Origin of the sequence: Acinetobacter sp. AS167 (assembly GCF_037152175.1) — a bacterium.
Classification (GTDB): Bacteria; Pseudomonadota; Gammaproteobacteria; order Pseudomonadales; family Moraxellaceae; genus Acinetobacter.
In genome coordinates this window covers 25869-52077 of sequence record NZ_JBBCMP010000017.1, presented here as the reverse complement: position 1 = coordinate 52077, position 26209 = coordinate 25869, and the positions used below count along the sequence as shown (strand labels likewise).

At 38.0% G+C, this 26209-nt stretch carries 16 protein-coding genes and 3 pseudogenes; 11 read left to right on the top strand and 8 right to left on the bottom strand.

What is annotated here, in order from left to right; genetic code table 11:
- Positions 1-4: 4 nt before the first annotated feature.
- Together WFN33_RS20495 and WFN33_RS18930 are read right to left on the bottom strand one after the other, a co-directional pair.
- Positions 5-232 (bottom strand): annotated as a pseudogene (locus tag WFN33_RS20495) (alpha/beta fold hydrolase); the annotation flags it as partial.
- A gap of 77 nt (positions 233-309) precedes the next feature.
- Positions 310-1357 (bottom strand): annotated as a pseudogene (locus tag WFN33_RS18930) (alpha/beta fold hydrolase); the annotation flags it as partial.
- Positions 1358-1660: 303 nt separating this feature from the next.
- Between WFN33_RS18930 and WFN33_RS18925 the strand changes: the two are divergent.
- The 3 genes from WFN33_RS18925 to pta all read left to right on the top strand — a co-directional run bounded on the left by WFN33_RS18925 (position 1661) and on the right by pta (position 6923).
- A complete protein-coding gene (locus tag WFN33_RS18925; RefSeq protein WP_336954572.1) occupies positions 1661-2926 on the top strand; it encodes a glutamate-5-semialdehyde dehydrogenase in 1266 nt (421 codons plus the stop codon).
- A 418-nt stretch (positions 2927-3344) separates the two neighbouring features.
- Complete coding sequence (locus WFN33_RS18920) at positions 3345-4562, top strand: acetate/propionate family kinase (RefSeq protein ID WP_336954570.1); 1218 nt, start codon at positions 3345-3347, stop codon at positions 4560-4562.
- A 219-nt stretch (positions 4563-4781) separates the two neighbouring features.
- A complete protein-coding gene (gene pta, locus WFN33_RS18915; protein WP_336954569.1) occupies positions 4782-6923 on the top strand; it encodes a phosphate acetyltransferase in 2142 nt (713 codons plus the stop codon).
- A 149-nt stretch (positions 6924-7072) separates the two neighbouring features.
- On the opposite strand, the gene WFN33_RS18910 is transcribed toward pta, so the two are convergent.
- Both WFN33_RS18910 and WFN33_RS18905 read right to left on the bottom strand, forming a co-directional pair.
- The gene (locus WFN33_RS18910) at positions 7073-9259 is read right to left on the bottom strand and encodes a TonB-dependent receptor (protein WP_336954568.1); all 2187 of its coding nucleotides are present in this window, start codon (positions 9257-9259) and stop codon (positions 7073-7075) included.
- A gap of 278 nt (positions 9260-9537) precedes the next feature.
- Positions 9538-10146 (bottom strand): annotated as a pseudogene (locus tag WFN33_RS18905) (class I SAM-dependent methyltransferase).
- A 657-nt stretch (positions 10147-10803) separates the two neighbouring features.
- On the opposite strand from WFN33_RS18905, the gene WFN33_RS18900 reads away from it, so the two are divergent.
- From WFN33_RS18900 to WFN33_RS18885, 4 genes are all read left to right on the top strand, one after another.
- Positions 10804-12330 carry a fumarate hydratase gene (locus WFN33_RS18900; RefSeq protein WP_336954567.1) on the top strand — a complete coding sequence of 509 codons (1527 nt, stop codon included), beginning with the start codon at positions 10804-10806 and terminating at the stop codon, positions 12328-12330.
- Between the two features lie 82 nt (positions 12331-12412).
- Complete coding sequence (locus WFN33_RS18895) at positions 12413-12961, top strand: hypothetical protein (protein WP_336954566.1); 549 nt, start codon at positions 12413-12415, stop codon at positions 12959-12961.
- Positions 12962-12971: 10 nt separating this feature from the next.
- Positions 12972-13505 (top strand): DUF2059 domain-containing protein, encoded by a 534-nt coding sequence (locus tag WFN33_RS18890; protein ID WP_336954565.1) that lies wholly within the window; start codon positions 12972-12974, stop codon positions 13503-13505.
- Between the two features lie 55 nt (positions 13506-13560).
- A complete protein-coding gene (locus WFN33_RS18885) occupies positions 13561-14094 on the top strand; it encodes a DUF2059 domain-containing protein (RefSeq protein ID WP_336954564.1) in 534 nt (177 codons plus the stop codon).
- Between the two features lie 60 nt (positions 14095-14154).
- On the opposite strand, the gene WFN33_RS18880 is transcribed toward WFN33_RS18885, so the two are convergent.
- From WFN33_RS18880 to tig, 4 genes are all read right to left on the bottom strand, one after another.
- Positions 14155-14904 carry a DUF2846 domain-containing protein gene (locus WFN33_RS18880; RefSeq protein WP_336954563.1) on the bottom strand — a complete coding sequence of 250 codons (750 nt, stop codon included), beginning with the start codon at positions 14902-14904 and terminating at the stop codon, positions 14155-14157.
- 164 nt (positions 14905-15068) lie between these two features.
- Positions 15069-16379: an ATP-dependent Clp protease ATP-binding subunit ClpX gene (clpX, locus tag WFN33_RS18875; protein WP_336954562.1), complete on the bottom strand. Its 1311-nt coding sequence runs from the start codon at positions 16377-16379 to the stop codon at positions 15069-15071.
- A gap of 36 nt (positions 16380-16415) precedes the next feature.
- Positions 16416-17027: an ATP-dependent Clp endopeptidase proteolytic subunit ClpP gene (clpP, locus tag WFN33_RS18870; RefSeq protein WP_004726532.1), complete on the bottom strand. Its 612-nt coding sequence runs from the start codon at positions 17025-17027 to the stop codon at positions 16416-16418.
- A 188-nt stretch (positions 17028-17215) separates the two neighbouring features.
- Positions 17216-18547: a trigger factor gene (tig, locus tag WFN33_RS18865; protein WP_004726530.1), complete on the bottom strand. Its 1332-nt coding sequence runs from the start codon at positions 18545-18547 to the stop codon at positions 17216-17218.
- A 431-nt stretch (positions 18548-18978) separates the two neighbouring features.
- On the opposite strand from tig, the gene WFN33_RS18860 reads away from it, so the two are divergent.
- The 4 genes from WFN33_RS18860 to WFN33_RS18845 all read left to right on the top strand — a co-directional run bounded on the left by WFN33_RS18860 (position 18979) and on the right by WFN33_RS18845 (position 25959).
- Complete coding sequence (locus WFN33_RS18860; protein WP_336954561.1) at positions 18979-21282, top strand: TonB-dependent receptor; 2304 nt, start codon at positions 18979-18981, stop codon at positions 21280-21282.
- A 418-nt stretch (positions 21283-21700) separates the two neighbouring features.
- Positions 21701-24040 carry a TonB-dependent receptor gene (locus tag WFN33_RS18855; RefSeq protein ID WP_336954560.1) on the top strand — a complete coding sequence of 780 codons (2340 nt, stop codon included), beginning with the start codon at positions 21701-21703 and terminating at the stop codon, positions 24038-24040.
- A gap of 72 nt (positions 24041-24112) precedes the next feature.
- Positions 24113-24796 (top strand): Fe2+-dependent dioxygenase, encoded by a 684-nt coding sequence (locus WFN33_RS18850; RefSeq protein WP_336954559.1) that lies wholly within the window; start codon positions 24113-24115, stop codon positions 24794-24796.
- Positions 24797-24858: 62 nt separating this feature from the next.
- Complete coding sequence (locus tag WFN33_RS18845; RefSeq protein ID WP_336954558.1) at positions 24859-25959, top strand: alpha-hydroxy acid oxidase; 1101 nt, start codon at positions 24859-24861, stop codon at positions 25957-25959.
- Positions 25960-26209 lie beyond the last annotated feature (250 nt).

Genomic DNA, 26209 nt, shown 5'->3' with positions numbered 1-26209 from the left:
CTGACTACCTTAAAGCTACAGCATTTTCTTGTTCAATACACACCGGTACTGTTTGAGTTTGGCGCGCGATAAAGCGTAATAAGCGATCTGCATTTTCAAAGCTACCATGCTTAAATAGAGCGCGAACACCAAATTCAGATGTTTCAAAAATCAAACATTCAATCGCAAACTCACCTTCATCATCACTTAAGTTTAAAGCCAAATCACGGGTATGTTCATTGACAAAAGCTAAATCCTGTTGATGATCAAGGCTTATCAATAGACCAAAATAATTTAAATCAATCACATCTACCTGTATCACTCTATTTGAATGGCGGTGGCTCAACTGGCGATGCGGATCAAGCACTTGAATACGTTGTTCTCCACGGCGCTCGATATGTTGCATTTGTTCCCGTGTGAAATTAACAATGCCATCTAGCCCTTGAATAGAATCACCTTTTAAATAAGTAGTGAATAAGGTCATGGTTTCTTTACGACGCTGTAATTGTGGAACATGATCTGCATTGGCAATCATTGCAAACTGCATGTCTGGACATTGCAAAGCAAAGTTTGCATTTTCATGGGGTAAGGTAAAACTGTCGTATTGACCACATGCCACCAGCGTATTGACTTGAGGGACCGGCACATGGTTTAACCGCAATAAGCGATTACAATTGATTTCATAACGTTCTTGTTCTGTATGAGAAAACTCAGCCATTTGCTTAAAGAACAATCTTTTTGCTGTAGGCGACATTCGGGTTTTGTCTAATTTAGCATGATTGACTAAATACAAAATGACCGCTTGACCAAACTCCCCCATACGTTGTTCTTTCATCAGCATCAATGATTCTTCTAACAGCATCCGCCAGCTTTTACGCGTTTCTTGCATGACGCCCATCAGGATCATTTTCTCGACCAATTCTGGACGTTGATCAACAAAAAATGAAGCAATCACAGAACCTAAAGATATCCCCACCACGGCAACCTTTTCAATCGCGACAATATCAAGCCACTGTCCCAACATACGAGAAAGATCTGGTAACTCTAATGTACCTGCTGATAAGCCAGAATCGATATTGGTGATTTGTTGATTGGCGCCCATTGAGGGCAAATCAATCAGAATGACTGGGCCACTTTCAAAAAACTGCTCTACACAATATTTATATGAGTTAAAGTTTTGGAATGCTCCACCCACAATCACAATAGGGGTATTGTGAATTGTTCGTGGATCTGCGATCGCCATATACTCAATTTTCCAGCCATCAATCCAAGTTGTTCTTGGTTCCTGCTTAAAACTATTTTTGTGGTATATGTCGAAAAAACCAAAGCTTGATAAAGATTGGTGTGATTCTGTGTCCATTTGGATAATGGAATTCATATCCTTCCTCCATCCTTGCTTTATTCTTTTAATATGCAAGATTTTGACCCGCATTATTCTTTCAAATTCGTGATACGTATAAATTCTGTATCACTTCAATGTCCTTATTGTTTCATTCTTACAGATGTGTGATTTATACGCAATCGCTAAATTGACCGTTTATCCAGTTTAAATGGCAAAAGACTTTGCAAAATATTCTGAGTTCTGGCAACACAAAATAAGTTTATTTCAGTGAAATACTTCCTTGGCTTTACTTAGACTGCTACTATCAAAGGGAAATTTTTAATGATCAAATAAACTGCTATGCAAGACTCAATTGAACAGTATATGCAAACTGTAGGGAAGCAAGCACGCCAAGCCGCTAGTGTTTTGGCAGGCGCAACTACACTTGCAAAAAATAATGCCTTATCTGCGATTTATACTGCTTTGGAAAATAGTCAACCGCAAATCTTGGCCGCCAACCAAATTGACATGAGCAAAGGTCGTGACAATCAATTGGATAGTGCTTTACTTGATCGTTTAGAACTCAACCCCACACGCTTTAAAGGAATGTTACAAGGCTTAAAAGATGTCATTGGTCTTGTCGATCCGATTGGTGAAATCACGGATCTTGCTTTCCGCCCAACAGGTATTCAGATTGGTAAAATGCGCGTGCCTTTAGGTGTGGTCGGCATGATTTATGAATCACGCCCAAACGTTACCCTTGAAGCTGCCTCACTTGCGTTAAAATCTGGCAATGCCATCATTTTACGTGGTGGCTCTGAAGCATTGAATTCAAATCAAGCAATTGCTGAAGCCATCCAACATGGTTTAAAAGCAGCGGGCTTACCTGAAACTTGTGTACAAGTGATAAACACCACTGACCGTGCTGCAGTGGGCCAATTAATTACCATGTCTGAATATGTTGATGTGATTGTACCTCGTGGTGGTAAAAGCTTGATTGAACGCATCACCAATGAGGCAACCATCCCAGTGATTAAACACCTTGATGGAAATTGCCATGTTTTTGTTGAAGCTCAAGCTGATCTACATAAAGCACTTCCTATCGCATTAAACTCCAAAACACATCGTTATGGTGTATGTAATGCAATGGAAACTCTCTTGGTTGATGAAAAAATCGCTGAGGAGTTTTTACCACGTATCGCCGAGCTTTATGCAGAAAAAAACGTTGAATTACGTGGTTGTAGAAATGTTCAAAAAATCTTAGGCAACGCTGTAAAACCAGCAAGTGAAGAGGATTGGTATGAAGAATATCTAGGCCCAATCTTAGCAGTGAAAATTGTGACAGGGATTGAGGAAGCCATTCAACATATTAACAAGTATGGTTCACATCATACTGATGCAATCATCACCGAGAACTTTAGCTTAGCGCGTCAATTTTTGACACGCGTAGATTCAAGTTCGGTCATGGTCAATGCTTCGACTCGTTTTGCTGATGGTTTTGAATATGGCTTAGGTGCTGAAATTGGGATTTCTACAGATAAAATTCATGCCCGTGGTCCAGTTGGTCTTGAAGGATTAACCTCTCAAAAATGGATTGTTTTGGGAGATGGTCAGATTCGTCATTAATTCCAAGCATGAATAACTCGACTCAGCATTTATCTTAACAATAAATGCTGAGTTTTTTACTTTTAATACATCGTTAAAATATAACTAAATTCAATTTTTTTTATAAAAAAACAATTAATTAAATTTTAAAACACCAAAACAACATCATTTTTATAGGACAAGATTATTTACAAGAAACTATATAATGCAGATAGATAAAAACGGCAATGAGTGATAATTTTTAACAATCAATTGATAAATATTAATTATTAATCAATATCAGGTCGATAGTCCAAAAGTCTAATCACCTAAAGTCTATCTAGGACAAAAAAACTACACATGGTACAACATGACTGCCGATCTAATTTGCCCTATATAAACAAGCATAATCAGATCAATCAGGATGACTTTTTTAAATTATAATTTCGGGTATTCAAACGTGTCTACATCAGTATTAGTAATTAACTGCGGATCTTCATCAATCAAATATGCGCTTGTTTCTGAACGTCGTGAAGATCGAATCTTTGGTTTAGCAGAAAACCTAGGTTCTGCTGATGCACGTATTAAAGGAATCACGGCGGGTAATCAGCCTCTTGAACTGTCAATTCCTTATGCAGACCATGAAAAAGCTTTAGAAACTATCTTAGGTCGCTTATCACAATATAAGCCTCAAGCCATTGGACACCGTGTCGTTCACGGGGGTACCTTAACCAAAGCGGAATTATTGACACCTGAAATTGTAGAAAAAATTCGTGAAGCAACACCGCTTGCACCGCTGCATAATCCTGCTCATTTAGTCGGTATTGATGCGACAATGCGCCTATTCCCTGAATTACCACAGGTTGCAGTATTTGATACAGCATTCCATCAAACCATGCCTGCACATGCATATCGTTATGCTTTACCAAAGTTTCTTTATACACAACACAATGTTCGTCGTTATGGTTTCCATGGTACCAGTCATGCGTATGTTTCTGAACGTGGTTCTGAACTTGCGGGTAGCTACAAACATGGCGGTTGGTTAACAGCACACTTAGGCAACGGTAGCTCAACTTGCGCAATCTGGAACGGTCAAAGTGTCGATACATCCATGGGACTTACCCCGCTCGAAGGCGTGGTGATGGGCACACGTAGTGGTGATGTTGATCCTAGCATTCATAGCTTCCTTGCTTCAAACTTAGGTTGGGATATCTATAAAATTGATAAAATGCTAAACAGCGAATCAGGTTTACTAGGCCTATCTGATCTTTCAAATGATATGCGTACCTTGATTGATGCCTCAGAACAAGGCAATGAAGATGCAACTTTAGCGATTGAAGTATTCTGTTATCGTTTAGCCAAATCTCTGGCTGCATTAAGCTGTGGCTTACCACGTATCGATGGTTTGTTCTTTACTGGTGGTATTGGCGAAAACTCTGCCTACATTCGTGAAAAAACTGTTGCTTACTTACCTCACTTCGGTTTCAACCTTAGCAAAGAACAGAATGATGGTTTAAAACGTGGAACAGAAGGTCGAATTGATGCAGGAACAGGCCCTCAAATTTGGGTAATTCCAACCGATGAAGAAGGTCGAATCGCTAAAGAAACGGTTCATGTTGTAGAACACGAGGTACAACAGGCTGCAAAAAAGCCTGAATCTGATATTGCGACAGCTTAAGCTGTCGTAAGTCTTGTACGAGCTTTGCGTGTACATGTTGAAATAGCAGCATACTCAAGATCATTATTTATAATGATCTTAATCAGATTTTTGATATAAAGCTATTTTGTAATCGTTTAAGCTGGCATAAATATATAAACCAGTCTTGTAGATGATTGGAGATATTCATCTTCAATTTATCCCATGAATTCACACTATTTACTGATTAAAGAATCGTCTATGAAAACAATTTTATTGGTTCCGACTGGGGAAGGCGTTGGCTTAACGTCGGCGTGTTTAGGTTTGGTCTATGCATTGGAATGCCACGGTGTTAAAGCCGGTTTTTTAAAACCATTTTCACAAGAATTAATCACTGAACCAGATCGCACAACTGCGCTTTACCGTCATATTTCAAAATTAGATACAGTTGAACCAATAGCTTATGTAAAAATCACACAACAGCTCAATGATGGTGAAACAGATGAACTCCTTGAAGAAGCGGTCAGCTTACAACGCCAAATTGCAAAGTCCCATGACATTGTGATTGTAGAGGGCTTAGTACCAACTGCTCGTGATGCTTTTGCCAGTGATTTAAATGCCTCTTTAGCGCAAGCTTTAGATGCCAAAGTCATCTTCGTCAGCAATGCCAATATCGAAAAACCAGAACAAACTGCTGAAAAAGTTGAAGCACAAGTACGTAATTTTGGTGGAGCATCATCATCGCGTAATGCGGGCGTATTGTTTATGCGTACTCGTGGTCTACCTGCTGAATCTGCACAAATTCCAGTAACCATTGATCCAAGTTTACGTTTAGTTGCAGATACTGAAAAATTTAAAACTGAAATTCAAAAAACTTATGCACACATTGGTTCAGCAGCATTCCCAATTATTGGCTTAGTTCCATTCAGTGATACCTTAAGTGTGCCACGTATCTCAGACCTAGCTAAACAAATTCAAGCCACATGGATTAATCAGGGCAAAGCTAACACACGTCGTGTGTTGCACAGTAGCTTAATTGCTTCAAATATTGAACATGAGCTACAAAAATTCGTTGCAGGCGAACTGATTATCAGTGCTTCTGATCGTATTGATGTGCTATTGGCGAGCAGTTTAGCCACCAGCAATGGCATTCCACTCGCAGGTTTAGTTTTAACTGAACATCATGAGCCAAATCCATTGGTTTTAGAATTCTGCCAGTCTGCAATTAAAAATGGTCTACCTATTTTACATACACCACTCAGTACCTTTGAAACAGCACAGCAGCTTGCCAATTTAAGCAATGAAATTCCTGTGGATGATACCGAACGCGCAGATCAAGTGACCCGTTTCGTTTCAAGCCATATTGATCCAGCATGGCTGACCCAGATGTTGAACGGTGACTATAAACCTCGTTTATCCCCTTCCGCATTCCGTCATGAATTGGTACAAAAATCAATTGCTGCAAAAAAACGTATTGTACTGCCCGAAGGCGATGAACCTCGTACTATTCAAGCCGCAGCGATCTGTCAATCACGCGGTATTGCGCAATGTGTATTGTTAGCAAAACCTGAAGCGGTACTTGAAGTCGCCAAAGCACGTAATATCGAACTTCCTGTGGATTTAGAGATTATTGATCCAGATCTGATCCGTGAAAACTACGTGACGCAAATGGTTGAATTACGTAAAGGCAAACTCAACGAATTACAAGCACGTGAGCAACTGCAAGATACTGTGGTCCTTGGTACGATGATGCTGGCACTTGATCAAGTCGATGGACTGGTTTCTGGTGCTGTACATACTACCGCCAATACGGTGCGCCCTGCATTCCAGCTGATCAAAACCGCACCAGAGTACTCATTGGTTTCTTCAATCTTCTTTATGCTGTTGCCAGATGAGGTTTATGTATACGGTGATTGTGCAATCAACCCCGATCCAGATGCTGAGCAATTGGCAGAGATTGCAATTCAATCCGCAGACTCAGCAAAAGCATTTGGTATTGACCCACGTATTGCCATGATTTCTTATTCAACAGGAACCTCAGGTGCAGGTGCAGAAGTCGAAAAAGTAGCTAAAGCCACTGAAATTGCCAAACAACGTCGTCCAGATTTATTGATTGATGGCCCTTTGCAATACGATGCTGCATCCGTTGAAAGTGTTGGCCGTTCTAAAGCCCCTGACTCTCAAGTTGCAGGTCGTGCCAATGTCTTTATCTTCCCTGATCTCAATACGGGCAATACGACTTATAAAGCGGTTCAACGCTCTGCCAATGTCGTCAGTGTTGGTCCAATGCTGCAAGGTTTAAATAAACCTGTAAATGATTTGTCTCGTGGAGCATTGGTGGATGATATTGTGTTTACCATTGCATTGACAGCGATTCAGTCAGAACAACAAACTACACATTAATTCTCTACTAATAATAAAAACCACCCAAATCAATTGGATGGTTTTTATTATCGACTTACTATAAACGCATGCATCATGCTTTCATCTGACCAAACGATTAGATTGCTATCATGGTAATCAGGCAACCTCTTTTCCGATGAGATTAAAGTTTAGAAGAAATAGTTTAAACGGAATAAATAATTTCGAGGAGTCCCTGGCATTGCATTTGAACGCCAATATTCTTTATCCGTTAAATTATTTACAGCAATCGTCGCGCCCCATTTATCGTCTTTATAACCAATTGCAGCATCTACACGAGTCCAATCTGGCATTTTGATGGTATTTTCATCAGAAGTATAATAATCCCCCATATAGGTTGCACCAACCTCGCCATAAATTTTTTCGGTAGGAAGATAACGTACAAATAAATTGCCTGTATGCTTGGACACATTGCGTAAATTATTATCAACTAATTCAGGTCTTACATCATGTTTAGTAATTTTGGCATCTGTATAACCATAGCCACCTCGAACATAAATATTATTCAGTGCCTGACCAATAAAACTAAACTCTAATCCTTTAGATTCATTTTCACCAATAACAACATAAGGCGAGTTATTATCATCTGGATCTTTACGCGCTCGAATATTATGTTTTTTAATATTGAATACAGATAGTTGGGTGTTTAGCTTAGAATCTAGCCAATCACTTTTGATACCCACTTCATATTGATCAAGATATTGTGGCTCATAATTAAATGCGCTTAGGTCATCAGTTGCATTTATAACATTGACGCCCATATTACCACCAAAGGGTGAAAAACTTCGACTATAAGATGCATATAGACTTTGCTCAGGGACGGGTTGCCATACAAAACCTACATTTGGACTAAATGTCTCGTCTTTAACTTCGCGTGATTGTCGATATGAGGTTGAACTCTCTAATTTATTTGTGGTTTTTGATTCATAGTAATCATATCGCCCGCCTAACATCATTTTAAACTGATCATTGAAGCTAATAAGATCTTGAAGGAAAAGCGCATAATTTGTTCCTTCATTATAATTATGCGAGGTAGTAATATGCCCTGTACCACGGTTACTAAAACGATCACCTGTTAATGGATTAACAAACCCATAAATCAATGAGCCATCCTTGTTTTTATTTGATAGTAAGGGTTCTCTCTGCTCATAAGACCAGTCTGTACCGACTAGAATATTATGTTTAATTGTCCCAGTATTAAACTCACCAGTTATATCCCAAGTATTGGTTGTGGTTTTATTGGTTGTCTGTTGCCAATAATAAATTTGATTGATATAACCTTTATAACACCCTTTATTTGTATTCGTTGGCTTCACGTCAGCAGTACACATAGAGCCTAAATAAAAATGATCAAAATTTTGTTCCGATTCACGATGGCTTAAGCCCCAATGAAATTTCCAATTTGGTGCAAATTCATATTTAACATCTGTACGCATTGTTTGAAGAATATCTTCTACATAATCACCAGGTTGAGCAAACCCCATCTTAATTGAAGTTCCTGCAGGCAAATTATCATAAGCAGGCCCACGATCAGGAACTCGATTTATATTGTCGTAAGTAAATTCCGTTGTCCAAAGTAGCTTTTCATCATCACTACGATAAGTCACACTTGGAGAAATCATTTCCTCATTGGCGCCAATTTCTGAACGGAAACTATTGGTATCTGACTTTTCACCAACCAAACGTACAGCCCAGTTATCATTAAGTACTTTATTAATATCAAGCGTTCCGCCAACATTGTCATAAGAACCCACGTATGCCCCAACTGAGCTTCCCGAGTCAAAATTTGCATATTTGGTGACCATATTGATCACACCACCGCCGCCACTACGGCCATATAATACAGATGCAGGACCTTTTAAAATTTCAATTCGTTCAACATTGGCGGTACTGCGACGTATTTGTCCACTTTCACGCACACCATCACGATAGATATCCCCAGAATCCGCACTAAACCCACGCAGCATAATACCATCACCACGCATATCGTAACTGGTTGAAACGCCTGGTGTGCCTTGTAGCATGACACTCAAATCATTTGCACCATATAGCTTATATTTAGAAACATCAATTGTATTAATCGTTTGTGGTATATCTTTTTTATCTAAACCATTTCTCGTAACATTGGCTTGTTTATAGTCCACATATGTTTTTATTGGGTCACCATCATTCATTGCTTCAATTACAATCGTGGGAAGCGTTGCTGTACTTTTTTTCTGTTCTTCACTGCTATCTGTATTTGCAAATGTTAGAGAGGAAACGAAAAGTCCTCCCGTCGACAGCATCATTAAAGTTAAGCTTTTTTTAACAAAAGGCATGATTACACCGAAAACATAATGATAATAGTTATCATTATAATACAATTTCTCACCAAAATTTACAATAACATGCTAATTTAACTACAAAATAATCATAGGTAAATAAAATAAACGTGAAAAGTACATTAAAGGAGATAGGCTTTTTTTTCTTATTTAGAAATTTAACTAAAAAATAACTTTAATACTCACAATTAAAATAGATGAGTCTCTTAATTTGAGAATCTTAAAATTTTTAGATATTTTTAATTTATTGCTTAATTTATTTTCATCTAGGTATTTTATATTCGCTTGGCTAACCAAACAGTATGTCCTGTACAATTACGGTCTTCTGCAATCATCGCTATCACTGCAAAATTATACTTTTTAAATAGTTCGTGGTACTCAGCCGATGATAAGCTCGCATGATACAGAGCATCACCAAACATCTCTCCAATCGCCTCCCCTTGGGATGGTCCACTGCTAAACATTGAAGTAGCACCAGCTTTTGTATATTGATTAAAAATTTCAAACATATTTCTCTGATCTTGTGGTGTAAGATGAAAAAACTATCCCAAGCAAGTATTGCATCAAACTTGCGATCTAAATTTACTGTTCGCATATCAGCTAAAATCCAAGTGTGCTCAGGAAAATTCTGTTTCGCCATTTCAATCATCACATCAGAACTATCAACACCTGTCACTGTATTCGCTTGCTCAATCAAATAAGCAGTAATGGGCTTTGCTGAACCACAGCCCAAATCCAGAATATGAGAGTGAGCTGGAATTAAAGTTAAAAAGCGATCCAACCACGCTTTTTCATAAAGAAATTCCCCACGTAAATCAGTCCATGCACGGGCATTTTTTTAAAATTTCAATAATATTTTCCGCAAGATGTGTATAGTTTTCCATATTGTTGTTATTCAGCCCAAGCTTCCGACTTCAAAGAGTATTGAGCTTTTTACCCTGTAAAATCTGAAATTTATTTCAATAAGATTATTCGATTGTCTCCTTTTAAGTTCAATTATTTTAAGGGAGAATTACCCTGTTTTTGTATGAACTTTAGAAGTTTTGGCAATGAATAAGTTTTTGTATTTTTGAATTCTAGATAGTTATCCTAGCGTGGGACGACATGGATGTCGCCGTGGGCGGGGAGGGGATACAGGACGTACCCCTCACCCATGAGCAAAAACAAAGCACGGCTTTGTTTGCAGCGCAAGGTTTGACATCCCCTACGACAAGTGAGGCATCACCTACGCAAAGGCATTTAAACGTTGAATGTAAGGTGTGGCATTGCAAGCTTTTTTATAATCAAACAATTTATTTTTCCATTCAATTGATGTAATTAACAATACTAATTAAGAGAAATATATTTATGTATCTAAGTTTTTTGACAGGTTGAATATATATAAAGTAGAAAAGTTGACTTGATCAACCAAAATATAAGCTGAGTTTCTCAAATAAAATCATAAAACTTTAGGCTGAAATTAGATCTAAGCCACCACAAAACAAGCAATATCACGTATAATTTAGCCCGCTAGCTAACAGCCCGCTCAAGAGATTTTTGGTATGACAACTATTATCAAACAAGATGACTTGATCACATCGGTCAAGGACGCGCTTCAGTTCATTTCGTACTATCATCCACAAGACTTTATCCAAGCGATGAGCCGTGCTTATGATCGTGAAGAGAACCAAGCTGCAAAGGATGCTATTGCACAAATCTTAATTAATTCACGTATGTGTGCAGAAGGTCATCGTCCAATCTGTCAAGATACTGGTATTGTTAACGTCTTTGTTGACGTGGGCTTAGATGTTAAATTTGATTTAACCATGAGCTTAGATGATGCAATCAATGAAGGTGTCCGCCAAGGTTACTTAGAAAACTCCAACGTACTCCGCGCTTCAGTTTTAGCAGATCCTGCTTTTGGTCGTAAAAATACCAAAGACAATACACCTGCTGTAATTCACTACAAACTCGTTCCAGGCAATAAAGTCGATATTACTGTTGCAGCGAAAGGTGGTGGTTCAGAGAATAAATCTAAACTGGCAATGCTTAACCCTTCTGATTCGATCGTAGATTGGGTACTTAAAACTGTACCAACGATGGGTGCGGGTTGGTGCCCTCCTGGTATGCTCGGTATTGGTATTGGTGGTACTGCTGAAAAAGCCATGATGCTTGCAAAAGAATCGCTCATGGAAGAAATCAATATGGACGAGTTACTTCGTCGTGGTCCACAGAACCAAATCGAAGAACTGCGTATTGAAATCTTTGAAAAAGTAAATGCATTGGGTATCGGTGCACAAGGCCTTGGTGGTTTAACCACAGTGCTTGATATCAAGATCAAAGACTACCCTTGTCATGCTGCTGGTAAACCAGTGGGTATGATTCCAAACTGTGCTGCAACACGTCACGCTCATTTCCAGTTAGACGGTTCAGGTATTGCACATATTCAAGCGCCTTTACTTTCTGATTACCCTGAAGTGACTTGGGATACCTCAACATCTAAACGTGTTGACTTAGACAATATCACACAGGATGAAATGAACTCATGGCAACCGGGCGATACTTTATTATTAAACGGTACTATCTATACAGGTCGTGATGCCGCGCATAAACGCATGGTTGATATGTTGAATAAAGGCGAACAGTTACCTGTAGATCTTAAAGGTAAATTCATTTACTACGTAGGACCTGTAGACCCTGTAGGCGATGAAGTGGTAGGCCCTGCTGGCCCAACAACAGCAACTCGTATGGATAAGTTCACACGTCAAGTGCTTGAAGCGACTGGCTTGTTCGGTATGATTGGTAAAGCGGATCGTGGTCCTGCTGCTGTTGAAGCGATCAAAGATAATAAGGCGACTTATTTGATGGCTGTTGGTGGTGCTGCTTATTTAGTATCTAAAGCCATTCGTGAAGCAGAAGTTGTTGCATTTGCTGACTTAGGTATGGAAGCTATTTACAAATTTAAAGTACAAGACATGCCTGTATCTGTTGCAGTTGATGTCAATGGTACTTCTATTCATGCGACTGCACCTAAAATCTGGCAAGCCAAAATTGGTAAAATCCCAGTGGTTGATGCTGTTGCACAATAATCTGATCTAAAGCTTAGATTAAGCTTGAGCATCACTTAAAAAGCACTCTATGATTAGAGTGCTTTTTATTTTGAGTCAGATCATGAACTTTATAAAATATATTTTTTTTCCTGGGTTATTTGTATGCTTGATCTCTATTCAAAGTTTTGCTTCAAACACAGATAGTGACGTCGTTGACCGACTAGCGCAAGGTATTATTATCAATCAGATATGGCGCCTACAATACAATGAAAGTGCAAAAAGGATTTATCAAAATCAAGCAGAAGATTTAATCAAAAACGGATTAAGTACAATAGAACTCACTGATGAAGAAAAACAAATCATCCCTCAAATTGTAGAAATTTATCAGGCAATACCAGAAAATATTCTCCGAGATCCACAATTTATCGCTCAAACCAAACAAATTCTTTTAGAATCGTTAAGTTCTCAAGAAATTGAAATGCTCTATCAGCGTGATAAAAGGTTGAGCCAAGAGCTGTACACAAAACTTGCCAATATTGACACAGAAATATTCATAGAAAGCAATGCTGCTATTCATAAGGCAGTCAATGACCCTCAATTTATCCAACAATATCGCAATAAAATTGGAGAAATTATTCAGCAACTGCATCATTTAGATGAAAATAAATAAAGGAAAACCTATGAAAATTAAGCAGTTCGTTTTAACTTTAAGTTTATGCTGTATCACAGTGTCAAGTTTTGCATCTCCAGCAACAGATAAAAGTGTCGACAAGTTGATGCAACTTTCCAATATCTCAGAGATTTTCAAACAAAGTACCCGCGATATGCAACCTTACTTTGACGATCAAGCAGAAGCACTTGTCCGCCAAGTGACGGGTGCTCAAACATTGAATATCGATCAACAAAATGCAGCACTACAAATTAGTGCGCTGTATAGTGATCTTCAACAACAGCTGGTAACTGACCCCGAATATCTCAACATGTTTAAATCATTATTTAAAAAGACCTTTACAGAAGAAGAAGTTCAAGCCAATATCGCTTTTTTAAGTACACCGATTGGACAATCTATCAATAAAAAGATGAACACCCTGATGACAGAAGTCATGCAAGAAACCACAACGTTTTCTCAAGAAAAAATGATGAAAGTAGAAAATCAAAAAGCATTGAAGGAAAAAATGGAAACGATTTTAAAGCCAATTCTTCAGGTTGATTAAGCTTTCACTCAATCATTTTATGATGTTAATTACAGCAGGATCCTATAGGTATTTTATGAAATTATTCCAACACTTACTAATTGCAAGCGCATGTATCACCACAAATTTTGCTTTTGCAGCGCCCGCTTCAGATCAACAAGTTCAACAATTATTGAAAGTCATGAATATTGATGAACTGCTGCAAGAAACATTACAACAGATTCGTCCTCAGCTAGATCAACAGGCTTATCAAATCATTCAAATGACGGTCAAAAAAGATCAGCTCAATCCACAAGAACAAATTGTAGCAAATGAACTTGCTGACAAAATGTATGAGCAAAGTAAAAAAACTGTTGCTTGGGATCAAATCAAACCCGTTTATCTTAAGATTTATAAAGACATATACAGTGCTGAAGAAGTTCAAGCTCAAATTGATTTTTATTCAAGTGCTATTGGACAGTCAATTTTGAAAAAAACACCTCAAGTTGCTCAAGAAACCATGAAAGTCATGAACAGCCAACTGATTAAAAGTGTACAAAATGCATCTGAAGATTTTAAAGAAGTAACTAAAAAATTAGATGCTTTAAAAAAGTCTGCAAATACTCAATAAAACAAATAAGAAAAGAGAGCTTCGCTCTCTTTTCTATATCAAGCAGCATCTAGCGATAGATTACCAAGTCATTGGATTCCAAAGTTTAAACTGCTGCCCCAAATGTACGTCATCACTCACTTTGTATGGCTCACCTTTGATTTTTTCTTTAGGTTTGATCAATCGTCCATCCGCAGTCATTTCTGCGACAAAATTAAGACCAGGTGTCTTCAATTGAGTCATTGAAATTTCTTTTAGTCCTTGTCGGGTAGGCATTTGCATTAAAGGCCCTACACGCAATAACCCAGCTTCACCATTTGGCCCACCGCGAAACTTTTCTTCTTCATATTTGACAAAATACTGCCCGCCAGCTTCCACTGAGAAGTAAGCAACTTTGGGTTTCTGGAAATGAAAAACAGTTAATGGACGACTGAGACTTAACTTATAATCCCCCTCAGCCAGTTCAATCCAGTAGTAATGATTACTGATCAAGCTTGGAATTTTCTTACCATTCAGAAAAAAATTGTTTGGAATAATTTCTTGTCTATTCCAACGACTATCAGGTCGATAAAAATACACAATTGCAGCTTGAGGGTTCTGAGGTTTAACCAGCTTAAAATACTGCCCCGGTTTTTGATTGACCCAAGACCCTGTAGAAAATGATGCAACTTTATATTGTTCCAGCTTTTCATGAACCAACGAATCTTCTTTTTTGAAATCGATTGGCTCTAAAGTTGAAACAACTTTTGCTGGTTGCTGTTCAACAGATTGGTGACTTTGACAAGCTGCCAACCCACAACTGATCAAAACGACTAGACCGATGTAACGCATGATTTTCCCTCACCGCGTATTTTTTATTTTCGTTTTTAATAAACCCTATTGTCTACAGCCAGCTTAACATTTCAATGACCATTTAAAAATAAAAAACGTGCAAATAGTCAAGCTACTTGCACGTTTCAGATGAATTGCACTGAGGATGTATCAGAATCCAGCTTTTAAGCTGACTTAGTATCCAACACCTTCAAGTCTACTTTTTCAACTTCAGTATTTTCATGCTTGGGTTGACGTTCAGGCTTAAACTCTGGCTCAGCTTTATCGTTGATAACAGCTTCATTGATAATCACAGTACCAACGTCTGAACGGCTTGGTAAGTCATACATCGTTTCAAGCAATACATTTTCCAAAATAGAACGCAGACCACGCGCACCTGTATTACGTTCTAACGCCTTTTTCGCGATCGCACGTAAAGCAGAATCTTCAAAAAGAAGGTCTACATTTTCCATCTCAAAGAGATATTGATACTGACGCGTTAATGCATTTTTTGGTTCAGTTAAAATCTGCATCAACGCGTCTTGATCAAGTTCTTCAAGTGTCGCAATCACAGGTAAACGACCAATAAACTCAGGAATTAAACCAAATTTCACCAAATCTGCTGCTTCAACTTGACGGAATAATTCAGATACTTTCTTACTATCGTCTTTATTCTTTACATCTGCTGTGAAACCAATGCCACCTTTTTCTTGACGTTGTTGCACAACTTTTTCAAGACCAGAGAATGCACCACCGCAGATAAACAAGATATTTGCAGTATCGACTTGAATAAACTCTTGCTGTGGATGTTTACGTCCACCTTGAGGCGGAATTGACGCAACCGTACCTTCAATCATTTTCAACAATGCTTGTTGCACGCCCTCGCCAGACACATCACGTGTAATCGAAGGGTTTTCAGATTTACGGGTAATCTTGTCAATTTCATCAATGTAGATAATGCCCTTTTGTGCTTTTTCTACATCGTAATCTGCTTTTTGCAAAAGTTTCTGAATAATGTTTTCAACATCTTCACCAACATAACCAGCTTCGGTCAAAGTTGTTGCATCCGCCATTGCAAAAGGTACATCAAGCAAACGTGCAAGTGTTTGTGCTAGCAATGTTTTACCTGAACCTGTCGGTCCAATCAGCAAAATATTACTTTTAGCAATTTCAACTGCATCTTTAGGCTTATGCCCTGTCTGAGATACTTTTAAACGTTTGTAATGGTTATACACTGCAACTGAAAGTGTTTTCTTTGCTGTGTCTTGACCAATTACATACTGGTCCAAAGCCGCACGAATTTCATGTGGTTTTGGCAATGGACGTGTTGCCCAATCGCCTGTTTCCACCTGTTGACTCGTTTGCACTAAGTCTAAGCACACATCCACGCATTCATTACAAATATATGCGTCCTCGCCTGCAATCAGCTTACCGACTTCAGACTGCGTTTTACCGCAAAATGAACAATGCTTTTGTCCTTGAGGAAGATCGGACATTTTCACTCCAAATTCTTAAATCTTATCTATAAATGTTTAGTCTTGAGGTCGTTTACTTAATACCTGATCCACTAAACCATATTCTTTTGCTTGCTGTGCAGTCATAAAATTATCACGATCTGTATCTTTAGCGACAGTTTCGTAATCTTGACCACTATGTTCAGCCATTAAACGATTTAAACGTTCTTTGATGAATAAAATTTCACGTGCATGAATTTCAATATCCGATGCTTGACCACGGAAACCACCCAATGGTTGGTGAATCATCACACGCGCATTTTCCAAGCAATAACGCTTACCTTTTGCACCAGCATTTAATAAGAAAGCCCCCATAGATGCAGCTTGCCCCATACAATAGGTCACTACATCAGGCTTAATAAATTGCATCGTATCGTAAATTGCCATACCCGCAGTCACTGAACCACCAGGTGAATTGATATATAAATGGATATCTTTATCTGGATTTTCAGCTTCTAAAAACAGCATTTGCGCGACAATAAGATTCGCCATGTTGTCTTCAACTTCACCAGTTAAAAAAATCACACGTTCACGTAAAAGACGTGAAAAAATATCGAAAGAACGCTCACCACGTGAAGATTGTTCTACGACTACTGGCACCAAAGCGCTTTCAATTGATGGAACATACATACGTTATTTATTCCTGAATTCTTGTTACTTCACTCATGTTCACAATATGAGGGATAATTGCTGAAAATGCAAAATATTCCCAACTTAATATCAGATATTTTTTGCATAAGTATTGTGAATGGAATGATTAAATCCATGTTTAAGCTCATAAAAAAAGGCGCCAAAGCGCCTTTTTTAGATCAAACAACTTAGCCTTGTTGGCGCGCTTGTTGCTCTTTTAACAAATCTTGATAGCTAACAACTTCATCAGTTACTTTAGCAGCAGCTAAGATATGATCAACAACTTGATCTTCTAACACTACGCCTTCGATTTGAGCACGTTGTTGCTTATCAGTTTTGAAATATTCGATCACTTCAGTTGGATCTTCATAAGAAGAAGCCATATCTTCGATATAAGCATCAACACGTGATTGATCTACTTCAAGTTTAGCATCAGCCAATACTTTGCTTACCAATACACCAAGTTTAACTGCTTTTTCAGCTTGTTCTTTGAACAATTCATCTGGAAGCATGCTGCTGTCAAATGCTTTAGCACCTTGAGCACCAAACTGTTGAGTAAATTGCTGAATCATTTGTTGACGTTGACGGTCAATTTCTTGAGCCAACATAGATTCAGGAACTTCTACGTCATTTGCAGCAACAAGTGCATCAAAAGTTGCACCTTTTACTTGATTACGTAGGCCATTTTTTACTTCACGTTCCATGTTTTTGCGAACGTCAGCTTTTAATTTCTCTACGCCTTCTTCTTCAGTTAAACCGAAGATTTTAAGGAATTCAGCATCAATTTCAGGAAGTTTTTGTTTTTCAACAAGTTTAACTGTGATTTTGAATTGAGCCGCTTTACCTGCTAAGTTTTCAGCTTGGTAATCTTCAGGGAAAGTTACATCAATCACTTTCTCTTCGCCTTTCTTCATACCAACGATACCGTCTTCGAAGCCAGGGATCATACGACCAGAACCTAAAACAAGTTTAAAGTCTTCAGCAGCACCGCCTTCAAACTTCTCACCATCAACAGTACCTTCAAAATCGAAAGTTACTTGCATGTCTTTTTTAGCCATGCCTTTAGTTTCAGTCCATTCAGCACGTTGCTTTTGAAGGTTTTCAAGCATTGCATCAACGTCTTTATCTGTTACTTCAGATGATTTACGTGATACTTCAAGACCTTCAAATTTAGCTTCAACTTCAGGATAAACTTCAACTGTAGCTTGATAAACTAAAGCATCATCTTTGTTTTCAACTTTGTCGATGTTTGGCATACCAACAGCGTTGATTTTTTCTTGTTGAATTGCTTCAAATACTGTGTCACGAATGATGTCGTTTACAACTTCTTGGTAAATACCAGCGCCGTATTCACGACGTACAACGTTTACTGGCACTTTACCTTGACGGAAGCCGTTGATCTTCACAGTTTTGGCAGTGCGTTTCAAGCGAGCTTCAAACTGCTCGTTAATACGGCTCGTCGGTACAGATACATTTAAACGACGGGCAACGCCCGAAACCGCTTCAGAAGTTACTTGCATGGCTTCCTCGATAGAATTTAATAATTACAGTTTTTCAAAAAGTGCCACATTATATGACAACATTTGAATATATACAAAACACCTGTGTAAATCATTTTATTTCGGTCACGGATTTCCCCATTATGTCGCTTTTTTAAACAAATCCCCTTCTTTGAAGTCAAAAGCCAGAAATCCGCATATTTTGAGAAATTTACCAAATTCAAATGCTTTAGTGACAATAGAATAAATTTATTTACATTTTGAAATATCTGGAAATAAAAATAAATAAATAAAATTCAAAAAGTTAAGTGAAAATTCAATACATTTTCAATTCATTTTCTCATCATAAACTTTTAAAACTATCGACAAATTCAATTTCAAACAGATGAAATAAACAATAAGAATCATTATTATTCGCATACAAATTTGCACTACTCTTAGTGAGTTTAAGTATGTCTTTTATCAAATCACGCAAAAAGATTGTTACTACAGCAATCGCTTCATCTCTTTCAGTTATTGCAACGTCAGCCATCGCTCAAGACGAAATCGCAAAACTACCAACAATTAAAGCACAAGCAACGACTGAACAAGGTTTAAAAGTAGATCAGTCTGCCAATACAAAATTTGTTGCGCCACTTCTGGATACACCTAAATCTGTATCTGTTATTTCAAAACAACTGATTCAAGATACTCAAGTAACAACACTGGCAGATGCACTTCGTACAGTTCCAGGCATTACTCTTGGCGCTGGTGAAGGCGGTAACCCAAATGGTGATCGTCCATTTATCCGTGGTTATAACTCTGAAAGTTCTATGTATATTGATGGAGTTCGTAACTCAACTTCTCAAAACCGTGAGATGTTTGCTATCGAACAAGTAGAAGTCACTAAAGGTTCTGCTTCAGCGATGGGTGGTGCTGGAACTTCAGGCGGTAGCATCAATATGATTTCTAAGGTCGCTAAAAAAGGAGACTTTTTAGAAGGTTCTGTTGCAGGTGGTACAGATAACTACCAACGTATTACCCTAGATGGCAATAAAGATTTTGGTAATGGTATTGCTGCTCGTGTTGCAGTCATGGGGCATCATAATGAAAAGGCTGGTCAAGAAGATGGCACTGAATATAAACGTGCTGGTATTGCGCCAAGTATTACTTTTGGCTTAGATACAGCGACTCGTGCAACGTTAAGTTACTACTACTTAAAGTCAGATGATACACCAGATTCTGGTGTTCCATATCAATATGATACAACTAAAAAAGCAACCGTAGGTAAGCCTGTCGATGTTAAGCAAGGTATTTATTATGGTTGGTTAGATCGTGATTTCCAAAAACAAGAAAATCAAAGTGGTACATTAAAGTTAGAACATGATCTTACTGATAGCCTCACTTTAAGTAATACGGCCGTTTATAGTAAATCAAAAAATAATTATTTATGGACTCAACCTGATGACAGCCAAGGAAATATTGTCAATGGAAAGGTTTGGCGCCGTGTAAACACCAATCTTACCAGCACAGACAGTTTTACTGATCAATTGGCTTTAACAGGTAAATTAAATACGGGGGCTTTCAAACATAAATTTAATGTAGGTGCAGAATACTCTAAACAAGATTCTGATCGTGGAACAAATATTGTTACTGATCCAAATACATCAAAAATCGGTGGCAGCCCAAGTAATAACAATGCAAATAACGCATGTTCACTTACAAATTCCAATGGCTGGTGTACAGACTTAAATAACCCTAATTCTCATGATGCATGGTTAGGCAATGTAAAAGCCAATCCTAATGTCACCAATATTACCTCTAAAACACAATCAATCTATGCTTTAGACAATATTGAAATCACGCCTCAGTGGTTACTTGATCTTGGTATCCGTTGGGATAAATTCGAAACGGACATGAAATATAATCAAGATTCAGGTTCAGGTGCTACAGCAATTAAAGCTGGGACACATTATAACTCTGACAATGATTTCTTTAACTATCAATTGGGTGTGACATTTAAGCCTGCCGATAATGGTTCTATTTACTTAAGCTATGCAACTTCTGCGAACCCTGTCGGTGTAGATGCTGGTGATGGTTCTGAAGGAATCAGCGTTCCTGGTCGTAATACATCGGATGAGCAAGCACGTGCAATTAATAACTTAAAACCAGAAGAAGTTAAAACCTATGAAATTGGAACAAAATGGGATCTTTTTGGCGATAAGTTAAATTTAACAGCTGCTATTTTCCGCACTGAAAAACAAAATACACGTGCTTTAGATACAGATGGTTTTACGCGTAATATCGGTGAAACTCGTGTCGATGGTATTGAATTAGGTGCTAACGGTAATATTACCAATAAATGGGCAATCAGTGCTGGCTATACCTATCTAGATAGTGAAATCGTAGATGCAGGCTTTACAAAAAATAGTGATGGAACTTATTCACCAAGCTCAACAAATGGTAATCAAGTTCAAAACGTTGCGAAAAACTCCGCAACACTTTGGACAACTTATCAAGTGCTTCCACAGTTGAATTTAGGCGTTGGTGCAATTGCTATGGACAAAGTTTATGGTGATGCAGCTAATACTAAATTTGTTCCTGGCTATGTACGTTATGATGCAATGGCTCGTTATAACGTAAACAAAAATGTTGATTTACAATTAAACGTAAACAACCTTTCGGACAAGCGTTATTTTACTAAAGCCTATGCATCTCACTATGCAACTGAAGCTGAAGGCCGTAATGCTGTTTTATCAATTAACTTTAAATATTAATAGTTAATACTTTAAAAATTAAAGTGAAATGGCTCCTTTTCATAGGGGCCATTTTTTACCTACAATTTAGCTCGTTGTGTCTTTTATTAAAGATAAATCTCATTGTTATTAATCCTCACTAAAAAATAATTCTATAACTTCCAATAGTTACTTTTTACCAAAAAGTAAAAATACTTTAAATTTCAGCAATATGATCAAACCCCATCAATCATATCCCCTATAGTTTTATTTAATTATTCTTAACAGATTAAACGGTTTTTCCGTATGAATAATTATTTATATTTATTGTTAATGAAAATAATTATCATTAGAATTCGCAACACTGGTTACACACCCTAACAATTTCTCCATTATTGCGACATGATGTTTCCTGAGCAGTATTGGGTAAGTTTGATACAACCTGCGATGGACGCAAAAAATGGCTCAAAAATACTCTGTAAAAAACAAAAAAGTTAAAACAGTTGCACTTGCAATTGCTTTACCCAACCTAGCTTTTGCAGCAACTGAAGACACAACAGTACAACTTCCTACTATTCAAGCTCGTGCAGAACAAAATACTGCATATTTAGCAGCAAAAACATCTTCAACTAAACGTACAGAAAACATTTTAGATACCGCTAAAACTGTTCAGGTCATCACGGAAAAAGCACTCAAAGATCAAGGCTTACTTTCACTACAACAAGCCCTTGCAACAACTCCAGGCATTAGTTTTGGTGCTGGCGAAGGTGGTGGTGGTTATGGCGATAAAATCAACCTACGGGGTTATGATGCAACCTATAACACAACTGTAGATGGCTTACGTGATGCAGCATTAACCAACCGTTCTGATTTATTCAACTATGAAGCTGTTGAAATCATCAAAGGTGCGAATTCTGTTGAAAATGGTGTAGGACAAATCAGTGGTGGTGTCAATTTAGTCTCTAAAACACCTAAGAATCGTGACAGCAATGAAGTTACTTTAGGTTTTGGTTCAGATAGCTATAAACGCTTTACCGGTGATTTTAATAAAGTTGTAGATGAAGATTTAGCATTTCGTTTAAATATAATGGGGCATCAAAACACCTATGCGGGTCGTGATGAAGAAATGAAACGTTGGGGAATTGCGCCATCGGTTACTTTTGGAATCAGCGATACGACCAAGGCAACTTTATCTTACTTATATCAAAAAGATGAAAATGATCCACAGTACGGCGTTCCTTATTATAATGGCAAACCTGTCAAAGGGATTTCAGATAAAAATAACTATGGCTATAGCAACTTAGATCAACAAGATATTGAAAATCAGGTTGTCACATTTAAAGTAGAAAGCGAGATCAGTCCCAACGCAAAACTGAACTCCATTACTCGTTATAGTGATATTCAACAAAAAGCAACTGTTTCTGCACCACAAGGAACATTTTGTTTAGCAGATGGCACATCACCAACAGCACTGACCAATACCAACCAAACTGGATATAAAAATTGTAATGTAACTTCTGGTACAACCACGATTACTGTTCCAAAGGGTTCATATTATATTTCTGGTCCACGTGGTTATTATCGTGATACCCATAATAAGCAATTTGCCAATGACACCAACATCAATGTGCAATTCAAAACTGGGGTTATCGATCATGCTCTTGTTGCTGGGGTTGGCTTTAGCCGTGAAGACTATGAGATTACCACAGCTGGCTTTTTATATAATTCAAATGGTTCATCAGCAGGCAGTTCTATTACTAACCCGCTTTACATGTATGTGTACAATCCAGATAACTTTTGGCATGGTCCAACAAATTTCCGTAAAACAGCTGTTGCTGAAGGCTACTTAAATGTTTATTCAGCGTATTTGTTTGATACTTTAAAGTTTGGTGAACAATGGTTACTTAACCTTGGTGTGCGTAATGATTATACTGACGGTCAATATCGTTCAGATACTATTTCAACAACTAATGCAGCGGTAACTCGTGGTCAAAACTATAAACAGTCTGATAATTTAATTTCCTATAATGCAGGTTTGACATTTAAACCAACACCAGCAACCAGTCTTTATTTGTCTTATGCTAATGCTCAAAAGCCGGTACAAAATACTGCAAGTGGTGGCTGTTCTCAAACTATTACCAACAATGCAATCACAGCAAATTCTTGCAGTACAGACCCAGAAAATGCAGTTGCCTATGAAGTGGGGGCAAAGTGGCAAGCAAATCCAAACTTCTTAGTGTCTGCCGCAGTATTTCGTAATGAACAAGATAAAGTCCGTGTAACCAATGATATACCTGGACAACCAGATGCCAAATTAGATGGTAAAAACTATGTACAAGGTGTTGAACTTGGTTTAGCTGGTGAAATTACGCCAAAATGGAACATCACCGCTAGTGCTGCTTATATGGAAGGAGAATACGACCAAACTAAAGTCAATGGTTCACCGAATACTGACTTCCAAAAAGGTGACAAATTGGTCAATGTTCCTAAAATTTCAGGCAGCTTATGGACAACGTATCAATTCAATGATCAGTGGCAAGCTGGCTATGGCTTAACCTATCAAGGTGAAATGTATTTAAGCACACGTTCAGCGACGAATAATCTTGTGCCGCAGGTCAAGTCTGAAGATTATGTGATTCACAATGCTTCTGTAACCTACAGCTACAACAAAGATTTAAGTTTCCAATTATTGGGGCAAAACTTAAGTGATGAGAAGTACTACACCCATATCCGTAACAATGGTTGGGCAATGCCTGGTGAGGGTCGCAAAGGCGTATTCAACATCAACTATAAGTTCTAAGATTTAGCCAATCTATGTTAAAATTCAGCGTCTGATTCATCAGGCGCTGTTTCTTTTTTGGGGAAGAAAATCATGATTTTACATATTCCAAATTTACTTAGTCTGGATGAACTAAATCATTGTCGTCAGACACTTTCTCAAGCAGAGTGGACAGATGGAAAAGTAACAACAGGCTATCAATCTGCGCATTTAAAAAATAATTTACAACTGGCTCAAGATTCTCAACAAGCATTTGAACTTGGACAAATCATTCAAAATTCTGCCAATGCAAATCCTTTGTTCTTTAGCGCGGCTCTTCCAAAAACATTTTTACCTCCGCTGTTTAATTGTTATCAACACGGCGGAAACTTTGGCATGCATGTTGATAATGCTATCCGTCGTCATCCTCAACTCAATCAGTATTTAAGAACTGATGTGTCTTGCACTGTTTTTCTCACCAATCCCGATGAATATGATGGCGGTGAACTGGTGATCGAAGACACTTTTGGTACACAAGAAGTAAAACTTCCAGCTGGCGATGCAATTGTCTATCCTTCTACCAGTTTACATCAGGTCAACCCAGTCACTGAAGGTGCACGTATTGCCTCGTTCTTTTGGGTACAAAGCTTTGTATCATCCGATGCGCAACGACGAATTCTCTTTGACTTAGATCAAAATATTCAAAAGCTGACCATCGAGCTATCTGCTACACATGAGCAAGTGATTAGTCTTACAGGGATCTATCACAACCTTCTACGTGAATGGAGTGATTTATAAGTTTTAGCTTGCAAGTCATTATTGTAATGAAAGTGTTTTGTATAAATTTGGACAATCAATAAATGAGTAAAAAAATCCAAGCACCACTCACTCAAATTCCAGCATATTTACAGACCATTGCGGATTACGAGAAACAAGCAGAACAGCATCTGCCTGAAAACACTTGGCACTATTTGCAAGGTGGGGCGATGGATGAGCAAAGTGTTCAAGAAAACTTACAACAATTTAAAAATATTCAACTGATTCCAAGACTGCTCAATGACTTAACTCAAGGCTCGACCCAATGTGAGATTTTAGGACAAAATTTTCCTCATCCAATTTTTCTTGCACCGATTGGGCATCAACAATTGTTCCACCCTGACGGCGAAGCTGCGGCTGCACTAGCGGCCGAAGTTTTAGAAAGTAATATTGTACTGAGCACTTTCACCAATACCGATATGCGAAGTTTAAAACAAGAAAACCCTTTGAAATGGTTTCAATTGTATTGGCAAGGTGATCGTGAGAAATCATTGGCCTTAGTTCGACTCGCAGAACAACAAAATTTTAAAGCGCTTGTGATTACAGTAGATTCACCGCATACAGGGATTCGTGATCGTGAACGTCGGGTAAATTTCCAATTGCCAGAAGGCATGCAACACCCCCATACCCCCACCCACATTCCTCTACCCGAAATTTCTGAGCATCAACATCCAGTATTCAATGGCTTAATGCAAATTGCACCCAAATGGGCAGATATCGAATTTATAATTGCCCATAGCCATTTGCCTGTAATTTTAAAAGGTGTGCTACATCCACTCGATGCAAAAAAAGCAGTCGAAATCGGAGTAAAAGGCTTAATCGTTTCCAATCATGGTGGGCGGGTACTCAATACGAGTATTTCCCCACTGATCGCCTTAGCAAAAATTAAGGCCGTTGTTCCTCATGATTTTCCTTTGCTTTTGGATGGTGGAATCCGTCGTGGTACAGATATATTTAAAGCATTGGCATTAGGCGCATCTGCGGTGCTGATTGGCCGTCCTGCGATCTACGGGCTCTCTGTTGCTGGTGCTTTAGGTGTCGCCCATGTGATTAAAATTTTAAAGGAAGAATTTGAAATTACCATGGCATTAATGGGAACAGCTACCGTAAAAGAAATCAATCAAGAATATATTTTTCAAGATTAAGACATTCAAAGAAAATTTTTCTCTCAACTGATATTTTTTATGCAAATTAAGGAAATTATTTCCAAGATAATTGTTTTAGAATTAATCTCAAGTTAAACCATTTGTAAGTTATCAGTGTTTAGATTTATCTCGTGCTACCCACGTATAAGTTTATGAAAATTTATAACTGTTTTCATCATAAAAACACTTGTAAATTGAACAGATAGACACAATCTATATTTGTAGTAAGTTGCCTTTATCCAAGAGACGA